The following is a 13,876-nucleotide window of genomic DNA, read 5'->3' on the forward strand; positions in this document are numbered from 1 at the left end:
CATTACAAGGTAAGTAACACTGAATGAAACCTTCATTACAACTCAAGCTAGGTCAGCAGTTAGCCATGACGCCACAGTTGCAGCAAGCGATTCGCTTATTGCAATTGTCGACACTCGATCTTCAACAAGAAATCCAAGAAGCGTTGGACTCAAACCCATTATTGGAAGTTGAAGAAGGCCAAGACGAGCCTCTAGCAAACGGTGAAGATAAGTCAGCGGTCGAGGCTGCTGATAGCAACAGTGCTAGCGAACCAACAGAAATTGACGTTCCAGATAGCTCCGATGTGATAGAGAAATCAGAAATTAGCTCTGAACTTGAAATCGACACGACTTGGGATGACGTCTACAGCGCTAATACTGGTAGCACTGGCTTAGCTCTTGATGATGATATGCCCGTCTACCAAGGCGAAACCACTGAATCGTTACATGATTACCTCATGTGGCAGCTTGACCTAACACCATTCAGTGAAACCGACCGCACGATTGCATTAGCGATTATTGACGCTGTTGACGACTACGGCTATTTAACTTTGTCGCCTGAAGAGATTCATGAGAGCTTCGATAATGAAGAGATAGAGTTAGACGAAGTAGAAGCCGTTCGTAAACGCATTCAACAATTCGATCCTCTTGGAGTTGCATCACGTAACTTACAAGAATGTTTGTTACTGCAACTGACGACCTTCCCAGAAGACACGCCGTGGCTTGCTGAAGCCAAAATGATACTTGCGGATCATATTGATCACCTAGGCAACCGTGACTACAAGCTCGTCATCAAAGAGACTAAGCTGAAAGAAGCCGATCTTCGTGAAGTCTTAAAGCTTATCCAACAGTTAGATCCTCGTCCAGGTAGTCGCATCACTCCTGATGATACCGAGTACGTAATTCCAGACGTGTCCGTTTTTAAAGACAATGGCAAATGGACCGTTTCTGTAAACCCGGATAGCGTGCCCAAATTAAAAGTAAATCAACAATATGCTCAATTAGGCAAAGGTAATAGCGCGGATAGCCAGTACATCCGCAGCAATTTGCAAGAGGCAAAATGGTTAATTAAGAGCTTAGAGAGTAGAAACGAGACGCTACTCAAAGTTGCAAGATGTATTGTTGAACATCAACAAGATTTCTTCGAGTATGGTGAGGAAGCCATGAAGCCAATGGTGCTCAATGATGTCGCTTTGGCTGTGGACATGCATGAATCCACGATTTCTCGTGTAACAACGCAAAAATTTATGCATACACCACGTGGTATTTTTGAATTGAAGTACTTCTTCTCTAGCCATGTTAGTACTGACAACGGCGGAGAATGTTCGTCAACAGCAATTCGTGCACTCATTAAAAAACTGGTCGCAGCAGAGAATACTGCCAAACCACTGAGTGATAGCAAGATTGCTGCTCTTCTGGCTGACCAAGGGATTCAGGTCGCAAGACGTACGATAGCCAAATATCGCGAATCCTTGGGAATTGCCCCTTCAAGTCAGCGTAAACGCCTATTATAAGGCACTAACTGAAAAGGAAAGTCTATGCAAATCAATATTCAAGGCCATCACGTTGATCTTACCGATTCAATGCAAGACTATGTAAATTCTAAGTTTCAGAAGCTCGAAAGGTTCTTCGACCACATCAATCAAGTGCATGTTGTACTAAAAGTTGAAAAAATTACTCAAATCGCGGAAGCTACGCTTCACATAAATCAAGGCGAAATCCACGCATCAGCCGATGACGAAAATATGTATGCCGCGATCGATTCGCTGGTAGATAAATTGGTTCGCCAACTTAATAAGCACAAAGAAAAACTAAACAGTCATTAATCATGCAACTGAGCGAAATACTGTCATTGGACTGCACCAAAAGTGCGGTCCACTGCACGAGTAAAAAACGCGCCCTTGAAATGATCAGCCGTATCGTGGCTGATCAAACGGGCCAAGATTCTACCGAGCTGTTCGAATGCATGCTCAATAGAGAAAAAATGGGCAGTACCGGTATCGGAAACGGTATTGCGATCCCTCACGCGAGAATGCAATCAAGCGACAAGGCCATTGCTGTCTTACTGCAATGTGATGAAGCAATCGAATTTGATGCGATTGACAATCGACCTGTCGATCTTCTTTTTGCGCTCCTTGTACCAGAAGAACAGTGCAAAGAGCACCTCAAGACTCTATCCTCTATGGCAGAACGTCTGAGCGATAAGCAAGTATTAAAACTACTGCGTAATGCTCAGAGTGATGAAGAACTTTACGACATCATGATTCACCAATAAGCAGGACTAACTCCATGCGACTAATCGTTGTTAGCGGGCACTCAGGTGCCGGTAAAAGTATTGCGCTTCGTGTACTGGAAGACTTAGGTTACTACTGTGTTGATAACCTGCCAGTTAACTTGCTGGACGCATTTGTTCATTCTGTTGCTGACAGCAAACAGAATGTTGCAGTCAGCATTGATATTCGTAATATTCCTAAAAAGCTAAAAGAACTGACGAGTACACTAGAACAGTTAAAAACTGAGCTTGATGTGACCATGCTTTTCTTGGACGCCAATAAAGAAACGCTACTCAAACGCTACAGCGAAACACGCCGAATTCACCCGTTATCTTTAGGTGGCACCTCCCTCTCGCTCGATCAAGCCATCGAGCGTGAGAAACAAATTTTGACGCCACTCAAAGCGCATGCAGATCTGGTCCTAAATAGTAGTGGGCAGTCTTTGCATGAATTGAGTGAAACCGTGCGTATGCGCGTTGAAGGCAGAGATCGCAAAGGGCTCGTTATGGTATTTGAGTCTTTTGGTTTTAAATACGGCCTGCCTTCCGATGCCGATTACGTATTTGACGTTCGCTTCTTACCTAACCCACATTGGGAACAAGCACTACGCCCGCTTACAGGTCTGGATGCTCCTATCGCCGCATTTTTAGAGCAACACCAATCGGTGTTAAGTTTGAAATATCAAATTGAAAGCTTTATAGAGAATTGGTTACCTCTGCTTGAGAAAAACAACCGCAGCTACCTGACCGTTGCAATCGGTTGTACTGGTGGTAAGCACCGCTCGGTGTACTTAACTCAGCAAATCGGTGAATACTTCGCCAACAAAGGACACCAAGTACAAATTCGCCATACCTCACTAGAGAAAAACGCTAAGGAGTAGCCGTGGAGTTAAGTCGTAAAGTATTGATTCAAAACCGCCTTGGCTTACATGCTCGTGCAGCAGTCAAGCTGGTCGAACTGGCACAGAGCTTTGAAGCGGTCATCACCATCGACAATGAAGAAGACAAAACCGCCACAGCAGACAGCGTAATGGGCCTGTTAATGCTAGAGTCCGCTCAAGGACAATACGTCACGATCCACGCAACGGGTGGGCAAGCGGAAGAAGCACTGGATGCCGTTTGCCACTTGATCGAAGATAAATTTGATGAAGGCGAGTAGTTTACTCGCTTTTTTCTTACCTCCCATTATCTTTCTCTTCCCTGACCTAATAAATAAATTTGCTTAGTATCATAAGTTGTTATTAAAAGGCGCCTAGAATTAAGTTATTATTCAACGCATTGTAAATATCAGGAATTGGGAGGAATGAATGGCAGAGCAAATTGAATTCGACCAAGCTCACCAAGCCCTCCAAGAAGTCACAGAAGCGCTAGAAAATGGCCGCTTCGTCCATGTTCGTCGTCAATTACAGGACATGGAACCTGAGGATATCGCTCACCTTTTAGAAGCCTCCCCACGGAAGAGCCGTGAAGTTCTTTGGCAACTCACCGACCCTGAAGATTATGGTGAAATCCTTGACGAGCTGAACGAAGACGTCAAAGACAGCCTCGTATCCAAAATGGCACCAGAAGCGCTTGCAGAAGCGACAGAAGGCATGGATACCGATGACGTGGCTTACGTACTGCGTAGCTTGCCTGACAACCTGTCACGCGAAGTCCTGTCGCAAATGGACTCCTCTGACCGTCTACGGGTCGAAACTGCCCTATCCTACCCAGAAGACACCGCGGGAGGACTGATGAACACCGACGTCATCACAATTCGTGGTGACGTAGATGTGGACGTAGTTTTGCGTTATCTACGTATGAAAGGCGAGCTTCCAGAAGCTACGGATGCCCTGTATGTGATCGATGAAGAGAGTAAGCTCATCGGTGAACTGCCGATCACGACGCTTATTACCACTCAGCCAGACGTAAAAATCATTGATGTAATGGAAGACGCGGACGAGGCCATCACCGTCGATACTAGCGACTCAGATGTTGCGAGTCTGTTCGAACGCCGTAATTGGGTATCTGCACCTGTTGTTGATGAAAACTTGCATTTGGTCGGTCGTATCACCATCGATGACGTGGTTGACGTTATTCGTGAAGACGCGGAACACTCGATGATGAGTATGGCGGGTATGGACGATGACGAAGATACTTTCGCGCCTGTTGTAAAATCAGCTCGCAAACGCAGTATCTGGCTTGGCGCTAACGTATTAGCCGCCCTTGCTGCTGCTTCCGTTTCTAATATGTTTGAGGCCACATTAGATCAAATGGCGGCCATTGCAGTATTGATGACGATTGTTCCGTCCATGGGTGGTGTCGCTGGTAACCAAACCGTCGCACTAGTGATTCGTGGTCTTGCTCTTGGTCATATCGGTGACTCAAACAAACGCGAACTGTTAATGAAAGAAGCTTCGATCGGCTTACTCAACGGTATCATGTGGGCGCTGATTATTGGTGGTATTGTTGTTGCTTGGAAAGGTAACTGGATGCTCGGAGGAATCATTTCCGCCGCCATGCTGACCAACTTATTGGTCGCAGGTATTGCAGGAGTAACGATTCCAATCCTATTGAAAAAAATGAACATCGATCCTGCTTTAGCTGGTGGTATGGCATTAACAACGGTGACGGATGTGATTGGTTTATCTGTCTTCTTAGGGCTTGCCACAATACTGATTACCTAACAGAAAAAACGAAAAAGCCTGATGAACACATCAGGCTTTTTTGATTCTGAATTGCTAGAAAAGCTTATTCACCCGCCACTTTCATGGTATCCAGTAGGATAGAGCCCGTTTGGATTTGTGAGCGCGTTTCAATATCACTACCAACCGCCACAATCTTGGTGAACATGTCTTTTAGATTACCTGCGATGGTAATTTCTGATACTGGGTATTGGATCTCGCCATTCTCAACCCAGAAGCCTGCGGCACCGCGAGAGTAATCACCCGTTACCACGTTCACACCTTGTCCCATGACTTCTGTCACTAGAAGACCAGTACCGAGCTCTTTAAGCATTTGTTCGAAGTTTTGGCCTGTCGACTTCACGTACCAGTTATGAATCCCACCAGCGTGACCTGTCGGCGTCATCTTCATTTTACGTGCGGCATAACTGGTTAACAGATAAGTTGCTAGCACACCGTCGGTAATGATCTCACGGTCTTGAGTGTACACACCTTCACTATCGAATGGACTTGATGCCAAACCACGCAATACATGCGGACGTTCTGAGATATTGAACCATTCAGGAAGCACTTGTTTGCCTAGATGGTCAAGTAAGAAAGAAGATTTTCGGTACAAGTTACCACCGCTGATCGCCATAACGAGATGGCCAATCAAGCCTGTCGCAACATCAGCCGCAAACATGATTGGGTATTGACCTGTTTTTAGACGCTGCGCATCTAAGCGGTTAACCGTATTCTCTGCCGCCTTACGACCCACCGTTTCTGGGGTCCATAAGTCATCACGATGACGTGCCACGGTGTAGCTGTAATCACGTTCCATCTCGCCGTTTTGACCAACGCCAATTACACAACAGCTAGTACTATGTCGGCTAGACGCATAACTAGCTAATAAGCCATGGCTATTGCCATACACTTTCACGCCGTAATGACTATCATAACTCGCGCCATCACTTTGTTTGATTGCACTATTATAATTTAGCGCCTCTTTTTCTGCTGCAATCGCCACATTGGCAGCATAGTCTGGATCGGGTGCGTCAGGGTGGAAAAGATCAAGCTCAGGGATCTCTTGCACCATGTATTCTTTCGCTGCAGGGCCTGCAAATGGGTCTTCAGATGTGTAATGTGCAATATCTAGCGCCGCTATAACGGTTTGCTCGATTGCAGCTTCACTTAAATCAGACGTGGAAGCACTGCCTTTGCGTTGACCTCGGTAAACGGTAATGCCCAGCGCACCATCGCTGTTGAACTCGACATTTTCTACTTCACCCATACGAGTTGAAACACTTAAACCAGTGCTTTTAGTAATTGCGACTTCGGCGGCGTCAGATTTTGCCGATGCAAGCTTTAAGGCTCTTGCGACGGCTTGCTCTAGCTCGGTACGTTGCTCAGCAACCTGCTGTTTAATATCCATTGTCTTTCACATCTTGTCTTTGATGAACAATAGGATAACAAGAATTTCGCTTTCTCCCCATGATTCTTGTTAAAATAGTCATAATATTAATCAAAACACAGGCAACTGAAATGGCACGTAAGAATCAAAAAGCGCCATGGGAACCAGAAGAAGAGATCATCTGGGTAAGTAAATCCGAGATGAAGCGAGACATGGAAGAACTGCAAAAGCTAGGTGAGGAGCTTGTCGGCCTCAAACCTTCAGTTCTAGAAAAGTTTCCATTGAGCGAAGATTTGCGAGAAGCAATTGCTGACGCGCAACGCTTTAAAAATGAAGCGCGTCGTCGCCAATTACAACGTATCGGTAAATTGATGCGTTACGAAGATCCAGAGCCAATCCAAGCCGCACTGGATAAAATTCGTAATAAGCACTCTCAATTAACGGCGGTATTCCACAAACTTGAAGCGTTGCGTGATCGCGTAGTGGAAGAAGGTGACAAAGCCATTGATGACGTAATGGAAATGTACCCAGAAGCGGATCGTCAGCGTCTACGCCAACTTGCTCGCCAAGCAGCGAAAGAGAAAAAAGCTGGGAAACCAGCAAAAGCGTACCGCGAAATCTTTCAGATCCTTAAAGGTCTAAACGAAGAAGAGTTTTAATTCGAGGGCTCACGCAATGAGCATTCGATTTAAACGCAAAAAGCAGACGTCAATGTCTGCTTTTTTTATCTTTGGTTTTACAGTCAGCGTTACACTAAGCGATTAACGCGGTCTCCGCGCTCGAAAGCGTTAATGTTCTCAATCAAGATTTCCGCTAAACGTTGAATAGATGAGTCGCTGCCCCATGCAACATGCGGTGTCAGTAACAAATTAGGTAAACTCATATTGGCAATCAGCGGATTGCTCTCATCAGCCGGTTCTTGTGTAAAAACATCAAAACCAGCCGCTGCAATTTCTTGCTGTTTTAAGGCATCCACCAGTGCGCTCTCATCCACCAAACCTCCACGCCCTGTATTAATCAAAATGGAGTTGGACTTCATTTGTTGCAACTCTGCTTGACCAATTAAATTCTGAGTATGATCGTTGAGCGGGCAATGCAAGGTCAGCGCATCGGAGCGTTTTAATACTTCCTCAAACGGCACATAACCAGGCCGACATTCTGCCGCCCCTTTACGCTCAGAAAACAACACGGTCATTCCTAACGCTTGAGCCAGATTCGCCGTCGCTTGCCCTAGTGCCCCGCTACCAACAACACCTAACGTGCTACCACCAATATCCCCGATTGGGTGCGTAAAAAAACAAAACTGCTGGTTACGCTGCCACTCACCTGCGGCAATATCTTGGTGGTACCCAAATAAATTCCGTCTTAAAGCGAATAACATTGACATCACATGCTCGGGCACCGAACGCGTCGCGTAACCACGTACATTAGCAACCGCAATATCATGATTAGCACAGTAGTTCACATCGACGTTGTTAAAACCAGTTGCGGCAACCGCGATCATCCGTAATTTTGGTAGTTGCTCTAATACATGTTGGTCAAGCAGGACTTTATTGCTAATCACGATATCGGCATCTGCTAACCTTTCTATTACCTGCTCAGGCGCAGTTAGGTCGTACTCACGCCAGTGGTGCGGAAAGCCAGGTCGTGGGACCTCAATATGTTCTGGGATGGTCGCTCGGTCTAAAAATACGATGCTTGGCAAAGACATAACAACTCCTTGTTCACGGCTGAAAGACAGGATACATCAACCACAGTAACGAAATAGCCAAAAATAGCGAACTAGAAAGAACCGCTGTTGAGTGCAATTGGCATTAAGGGTGTGGCAACGTTTTATAATCAGGCAATGTACGCTCTGGCGAAAAATAGTTAAAGATCATCGCCTCGGCTTCAGGAGAAAAGTCACAGGGTACAAAAATACTGCTCAACTGTTCTGTGACTGGGTGATAAAAACTTAACTCCGCAGCGTGCAACTCTAAACGCTCTGAAAACTGATACGCCTCTTCAGTTGCATAAAACTCATCACCAATAATCGCATGACCAATCGCCATCAAATGCACGCGTAACTGATGCGATCGACCAGTAATGGGCAGTAGTCGCACAACGGTCGTATGGGTGCCATCAGGGTGCACTTCACGCTTCACTACTTGGAATAAAGTTTGAGATGGTTTGCCGTCGTCAAAACATACTTTTTGTCGTGGACGATTTGGCCAATCACAAATTAATGGAAGATCAATATTCCCTTCTTGCGGCTCAACATGCCCCCAAACACGTGCGTAATACACCTTGTGAGTGAGGCGATATTGGAACTGCTTTTTTAATGCTCGCTCCGCGGGTTTGTTTTTCGCCAGCAACATCAACCCTGATGTCGACATATCCAAGCGATGCACAACTTGAATTTCTGGATGCAACTCTTTGAGGCGGCTCCACATGCTGTCGTAATGCTCTGCAAGGCGACCAGGGACAGACAGCAGCCCTGATGGCTTATTCACTGCCAGAATGTCGTCATCCTCAAAAACGATATCAACCCAAGGGTCGGTGGGAGGGGTATATTCAAGCATTGCCATGGGAGATCTCTACAAAATAAAAACGCCGCGATTATATACCCAAATAGCACCCAGATGCAGGGTTCGGAAGAAAAGTTCAACCCAATAAAACAAAGTCAATCCTTTAGCATAAAAACTAAAAATAGCACGTTGTAAATTTAGTTTGACAACAAGACGCATAACTGAATAGAGTGCTAGATGCACACAGCATGATATTCGCAAAGAATACTTAAAATAAATACACCAAAACACAGCATTTAAAAGACATTACCGTTGCGCAGTATAGGGCGATCGCTCAGCCTGTCATGTACTGCGGTATGTATCTCTTTAGAAAGATACATAAGATAAAAAGGACAATAAGCAATGGACTCCGCCGTTATAGATAAACCCCAATCCAAACTTTCCTTATTTTTTCGTTCGCTAGGCCCCGGCATATTAATGGCATCTGCTGCGGTCGGTGGCTCTCACCTCGTCGCATCAACCAAGGCTGGTGCGATTTATGGTTGGCAATTGGCTGCACTGATTCTGCTCGTAAACCTGTTTAAATACCCTTTTTTCCGAGCGGGCGTACAGTACACCATGGGGACAGGGCTCACCTTGGTTGAGGGCTACGCGAAATTAGGTCGGCCTTATCTATGGCTATTTCTATTTCTGAGCGTGGTATCGGCCGTCATCAATACCGCCGCTTTGTTGATGTTTAGCGCTAGCTTGCTGGGCTACTTCATTCCGTTTTCACTATCAATGGCATCACTCAGCATCATTGTGATTGTCACCTGCCTGATCATATTATTTGCTGGCCATTACAAAGCGCTCGATACGCTATCTAAAGTGATAATGTCGGTGTTAACCATCGCGACTTTACTCGCTGTTTCTATCGCCGTTGGTAACCCTGTTGAGCAAGTAGCCAACTTCGAGCCGCCATCACCTTGGTCTATTGCGGCTATTGGTTTTATCGTCGTGACAATGGGGTGGATGCCTGCACCGATAGAGATCTCCTGTTTAACCTCAGCGTGGCTAAAACGCCAATCAAGCCAGCAAGAAGTAACATACCGCTCTGCTCTATTTGACTTTAATGTCGGTTATATTGGCACGGCGTTTCTTGCCATTATCTTTGTATCGCTAGGCTCTTTGATGCTTTATGGTTCTGGCGTTGCGCTTGAAAGCTCTGGCGTTGGCTTCTCCCACCAATTGGTTGGCTTATATGCGGCAACGATTGGCGAATGGTCTCGTTACTTAATCGCGGTAATTGCGTTTTTCTGTATCTTTGGCAGCACGATTACCGTTATTGATGGCTATTCGCGCGTTATTTCGGATTCTCAACGCCTACTGCGCTCACAACCAGACACTAACCCTAAAACCACTTCAGCGATCATGCTGGTAGTCTCCTTACTTGCATTAGGTATTGTGGTTTTCTGGGCTTCTGCGTTATTGCCTATGCTGAACTTTGCGATGATTCTCGCCTTTATGACCACGCCATTCTTTGCTCTGCTAAATTACACCTTAGTGAGCAAAACTGAGTTATCTGAGCCTTTGGCTGTTGGACCTAAACTAAAGTGGTTGTCGATTGCAGGCCTGATTTACTTGTTTGGCTTCTTGGCTGTATTTATCTGGTGGAAGTGGTTGATGTAAATGAGATAGCTATCAGTGATTAATGCATTCCGCTTAAAGAAACTAAACCGTAAATAAAGAAAAAGGTCTTCAACTGAAGACCTTTTTTAATGAGCAATAAATACTTACTTAGTTGTGGCTCACCACAATCAAACGCAGCGAGTCGAGCTGAACCTGAGCTTGGTTGATGTAACCAGTGAGCTCTTTAATTTGTGCGTCGATAGCTTCAATTTCTTCGTCACGAATATTTGGGTTCACCGCTTTCAGTGCTTGCAAACGCTCAAGCTCTGCATTCAAACTGTGCTGCATATCTTGATGAGCTTGTTTGCGTACTTCTTCGACCTTCTCTTCAATAAGAACATCACCGGCTTCAATTAAGCGGTGTACGTCTTTCTGTACCGACGTAACCAACTTGCTACCTAAGTGACGGTTTACAGGGCTGAGCTGGCGGTTAAAGCTTTCAAACTCCACTTGAGCAGACAAATCATTACCACGCGAGTCCATCATTAAACGGATTGGCGTTTTCGGTAAGAAGCGCGCGATACCACTGCGTTTTGGCGCTTGCGCATCTACCGCGTAAATCAACTCAAGAAGAATAGTCCCGACTGGTAACGCTTTGTTTTTCAATAGAGATACCGCAGACGTCCCCACCCCTTCACTCATAAGAAGATCGATACCACCCTGGATCATTGGGTGTTCCCAACTGATAAAGTGCATATCTTCACGAGATAAAGCCGTATCACGATCAAACGTGATCGTCGCTCCTTCGTATGGCAGACCTGGGTAGCTTGGCACCATCATGTGCTCAGATGGGGTCACAATCAGGGCGTTTTCACCTTTATCGTCTTGATTCAAGCCAATCGTGTCAAAAAGAGAAAGTGCGAAGGTGACCAGATTGGTATCGCCGTCAGTTGATTCAATTTTCTCAACGATTTGTTGTGCTTTTTCCCCGCCATTTGAATGCATTTCTAATAGGCGATCACGGCCTTGCTCCAATTGGGATTTCAGCTCTTTATTCATTTTTGCTGACGCTTCAATGATCTCATCTAGCGTGCTGGTATCACCAGAGGCAAGAATTTCAATCAGATCATCGGAGTACTTATCGTAAACAGCACGGCCTGTTGGGCAGGTTTCCGCAAAAGCGCTCAGGCCTTCATCGAACCAACGTGCTAGGATCGCTTGCGATGTGCCTTTCAGGTAAGGAACATGAATGTCGATATCGCGATTTTGACCGATACGGTCCAAACGACCAATACGTTGCTCAAGCAAGTCTGGGTTAAATGGCAAGTCGAACATGACAAGTTGGTTGGCAAACTGGAAGTTACGACCTTCAGAGCCGATTTCGCTACAGATAAGAACTTGTGCTCCACCTTCTTCTTGCGCAAAGTAAGCCGCCGCTTTGTCACGTTCAAGAATCGACATACCTTCGTGGAAAACGGTGGCGCGGATACCTTCACGCTCACGCAGTGCTTGCTCCAATTGCAGTGCGGTACTCGCACGAGAAGCAATCACGAGGATTTTCTCGCTGCGCTTCTCTTTTACTTTTTCAAGCAACCAATTCACACGCGAGTCAAACTGCCACCAGCTCGCGTCATCGCCTTCAAATTCTTGGAAAATTTCTTCCGGGTAAAGGTTCTTCATCGCACGTGCTTCAGAACTCATCTTACCGCCAATCATCCCAGCAACACGCATTGATGTAGTGTATTGCGGTGGAATATCCATTGGCATCAGATGCACGTTACGCGTAGGGAAGCCTTTGATGGCCGCGCGCGTGTTACGGAACAGAACACGCCCTGTACCATGACGATCCATCAAGTTATCGATCAGCTCTTGGCGTGCCGACGCTTTAGCTTCTTCGTCCGCTTCACTTTCGATAATACGGAAAAGTGGTTCTACGTCTTGTTCAGACAACAACTCAGTGATCTGGTTTTTTGCTTCATTAGGTAGCTTTTCACCGGAAAAGAGTGAAGTAATCGCATCCGCTACGGGCGCGTATTGATCTTCTTCCTCAACGAATGCTTCGTAATCATAGAAGCGGTCTGGGTCCAATAAACGCAGACGAGCAAAGTGACTCTCACGACCAAGCTGCTCTGGCGTTGCAGTCAGTAGCAACACACCTGGAGTACGTTCAGCCAAGCCTTCTACCACTTGGTATTCACGGCTCGGTTTATCTTGGCTCCATTCAAGGTGATGCGCTTCATCGACAACCAGTAGGTCCCATTCACCTTCCAGTGCTTGTTCAAAACGCTTGCGGCTCTTGCGTAGGAAATCCAAAGAACACAGCACATATTGCTGAGTATCAAATGGGTTTTCTGCATCCGCAAACGCTTCGATACAGCGCTCTTCGTCAAAGATAGAGAAATGCAGATTGAAACGACGCATCATCTCAACCAGCCATTGATGCTGCAGTGTTTCAGGCACCACAATCAAAATGCGTTCGGCACGACCAGACAGAACTTGTTGGTGGATGATCATGCCCGCTTCGATGGTTTTACCCAAACCTACCTCATCCGCCAACAAGACGCGTGGCGCGTGACGACGGCCAACTTCGTGCGCGATGTAAAGCTGATGAGGGATCAAACCTGCACGCATACCACATAGGCCACGCATTGGGCTCTTATGCTGCTCAAACTGGTTGGTTAGCGCACGGTAACGCAGAACAAAGTTGTCCATACGGTCGATTTGACCGGCGTACAACTTATCTTGAGGTTTGTTAAAACGAATTTGGTTGCTAAGGAAAATCTCACGCAGAACAACAGCGGTTTCTTGCGTGTCTTCACGAGTACCGAAATAGGTGTAAAGACCTTCATCTTCCAGTACTTCTTCTACTTTTAGAGACCAACCTTCTTGGCAATCGATGACATCCCCAACATTAAAGGTGACTCGGGTAACAGGTGCATCGTTACGTGCGTAAACTCGGTTTTCCTCTGACGCTGCAAACATCAATGTCACAGTACGAGCATCCATTGCTACAACGGTACCTAAACCTAAATCGCTTTCCGTATCGCTAATCCAGCGCTGCCCCAAAGCAAATGTCATGAATTGACTACCTCGTTATTAGTTCTTGATTCGTGTTTCTTGTTGGTCTACTCATGCCCGTGGGCATGGATAATAGTTTAGATCTGATTCTGGCTTCTGCTATGCCGATAGCATTCGTCATTTCAGTATGAACTGAGTATTTTTTAAGCCAGCTCAACATGATAAATCGGACGTAGCCTATACGCAGAAAAAGGTCGCTAATCTTACTTGAAGCTGTGATTTAGGTCACGCCGAAACCGCACCAAGCAGAAACTTTTTTTCCCAAACTCTAAATGCAATCAAATTGTAAAATACTCATGCCAATTATTAAGTTGTAGAACGTAAATATTACGTATACTTCTAATGAGGGGCGTTTAAAACCATTGCATATGATTTAAGC

The 13,876-nt window shown here is 45.8% G+C and carries 12 protein-coding genes; 8 read left to right on the forward strand and 4 right to left on the reverse strand.

Features of this window, described 5'->3' with window-relative positions; genetic code table 11:
• Positions 1-23: 23 nt before the first annotated feature.
• The 6 genes from N646_RS08645 (at position 24) to mgtE (ending at position 4,917) form a co-directional block, all read left to right on the forward strand.
• A complete protein-coding gene (locus N646_RS08645) occupies positions 24-1,493 on the forward strand; it encodes an RNA polymerase factor sigma-54 (protein WP_017821302.1) in 1,470 nt (489 codons plus the stop codon).
• Between the two features lie 24 nt (positions 1,494-1,517).
• Positions 1,518-1,805 (forward strand): ribosome hibernation promoting factor, encoded by a 288-nt coding sequence (gene hpf / locus N646_RS08650; RefSeq protein WP_005381114.1) that lies wholly within the window; start codon positions 1,518-1,520, stop codon positions 1,803-1,805.
• 2 nt (positions 1,806-1,807) lie between these two features.
• On the forward strand, positions 1,808-2,254 hold the full coding sequence (ptsN, locus tag N646_RS08655; protein ID WP_005381116.1) for a PTS IIA-like nitrogen regulatory protein PtsN: 447 nt from the start codon (positions 1,808-1,810) through the stop codon (positions 2,252-2,254).
• Between the two features lie 14 nt (positions 2,255-2,268).
• Positions 2,269-3,132: an RNase adapter RapZ gene (rapZ, locus tag N646_RS08660; RefSeq protein WP_017821303.1), complete on the forward strand. Its 864-nt coding sequence runs from the start codon at positions 2,269-2,271 to the stop codon at positions 3,130-3,132.
• A 2-nt stretch (positions 3,133-3,134) separates the two neighbouring features.
• Positions 3,135-3,410 (forward strand): HPr family phosphocarrier protein, encoded by a 276-nt coding sequence (locus N646_RS08665; RefSeq protein ID WP_005381120.1) that lies wholly within the window; start codon positions 3,135-3,137, stop codon positions 3,408-3,410.
• A gap of 148 nt (positions 3,411-3,558) precedes the next feature.
• The gene (mgtE, locus tag N646_RS08670; RefSeq protein ID WP_005381121.1) at positions 3,559-4,917 is read left to right on the forward strand and encodes a magnesium transporter; all 1,359 of its coding nucleotides are present in this window, start codon (positions 3,559-3,561) and stop codon (positions 4,915-4,917) included.
• A 64-nt stretch (positions 4,918-4,981) separates the two neighbouring features.
• Here mgtE and pmbA read toward each other — a convergent pair whose 3' ends face one another.
• Entirely contained in the window at positions 4,982-6,325 is a 1,344-nt protein-coding gene (gene pmbA / locus N646_RS08675; protein ID WP_017821304.1) for a metalloprotease PmbA, read from the reverse strand.
• A gap of 110 nt (positions 6,326-6,435) precedes the next feature.
• Between pmbA and yjgA the strand changes: the two genes are divergently transcribed.
• Entirely contained in the window at positions 6,436-6,963 is a 528-nt protein-coding gene (yjgA, locus tag N646_RS08680; RefSeq protein ID WP_005381124.1) for a ribosome biogenesis factor YjgA, read from the forward strand.
• Positions 6,964-7,052: 89 nt separating this feature from the next.
• Here the strand turns inward: yjgA and N646_RS08685 are convergent, their stop codons facing one another.
• Both N646_RS08685 and N646_RS08690 read right to left on the reverse strand, forming a co-directional pair.
• Positions 7,053-8,015 (reverse strand): D-2-hydroxyacid dehydrogenase, encoded by a 963-nt coding sequence (locus tag N646_RS08685; RefSeq protein WP_017636188.1) that lies wholly within the window; start codon positions 8,013-8,015, stop codon positions 7,053-7,055.
• Between the two features lie 103 nt (positions 8,016-8,118).
• On the reverse strand, positions 8,119-8,871 hold the full coding sequence (locus tag N646_RS08690) for a pseudouridine synthase (protein ID WP_017821305.1): 753 nt from the start codon (positions 8,869-8,871) through the stop codon (positions 8,119-8,121).
• A gap of 342 nt (positions 8,872-9,213) precedes the next feature.
• Here N646_RS08690 and N646_RS08695 point away from each other — a divergent pair, with 342 nt between their 5' ends.
• Entirely contained in the window at positions 9,214-10,479 is a 1,266-nt protein-coding gene (locus N646_RS08695; protein WP_021707779.1) for an NRAMP family divalent metal transporter, read from the forward strand.
• Between the two features lie 108 nt (positions 10,480-10,587).
• On the opposite strand, the gene rapA is transcribed toward N646_RS08695, so the two are convergent.
• Positions 10,588-13,497, reverse strand: a complete 2,910-nt coding sequence (rapA, locus tag N646_RS08700; protein ID WP_017821307.1) for an RNA polymerase-associated protein RapA — start codon at positions 13,495-13,497, stop codon at positions 10,588-10,590.
• Positions 13,498-13,876: the final 379 nt, after the last annotated feature.

Origin of the sequence: Vibrio alginolyticus NBRC 15630 = ATCC 17749 (assembly GCF_000354175.2) — a bacterium.
In the GTDB taxonomy this organism is placed as follows: domain Bacteria; phylum Pseudomonadota; class Gammaproteobacteria; order Enterobacterales; family Vibrionaceae; genus Vibrio; species Vibrio alginolyticus.

Coding starts and splice junctions, on each gene's coding strand:
- mgtE (WP_005381121.1), top strand. CDS start 3,559: ATGGCAGAGCAAATTGAATTCGACCAAGCTCACCAAGCCCTCCAAGAA.
- N646_RS08645 (WP_017821302.1), top strand. CDS start 24: ATGAAACCTTCATTACAACTCAAGCTAGGTCAGCAGTTAGCCATGACG.
- ptsN (WP_005381116.1), top strand. CDS start 1,808: ATGCAACTGAGCGAAATACTGTCATTGGACTGCACCAAAAGTGCGGTC.
- N646_RS08690 (WP_017821305.1), bottom strand. CDS start 8,871: ATGGCAATGCTTGAATATACCCCTCCCACCGACCCTTGGGTTGATATC.
- N646_RS08695 (WP_021707779.1), top strand. CDS start 9,214: ATGGACTCCGCCGTTATAGATAAACCCCAATCCAAACTTTCCTTATTT.
- hpf (WP_005381114.1), top strand. CDS start 1,518: ATGCAAATCAATATTCAAGGCCATCACGTTGATCTTACCGATTCAATG.
- N646_RS08685 (WP_017636188.1), bottom strand. CDS start 8,015: ATGTCTTTGCCAAGCATCGTATTTTTAGACCGAGCGACCATCCCAGAA.
- pmbA (WP_017821304.1), bottom strand. CDS start 6,325: ATGGATATTAAACAGCAGGTTGCTGAGCAACGTACCGAGCTAGAGCAA.
- rapZ (WP_017821303.1), top strand. CDS start 2,269: ATGCGACTAATCGTTGTTAGCGGGCACTCAGGTGCCGGTAAAAGTATT.
- yjgA (WP_005381124.1), top strand. CDS start 6,436: ATGGCACGTAAGAATCAAAAAGCGCCATGGGAACCAGAAGAAGAGATC.
- rapA (WP_017821307.1), bottom strand. CDS start 13,497: ATGACATTTGCTTTGGGGCAGCGCTGGATTAGCGATACGGAAAGCGAT.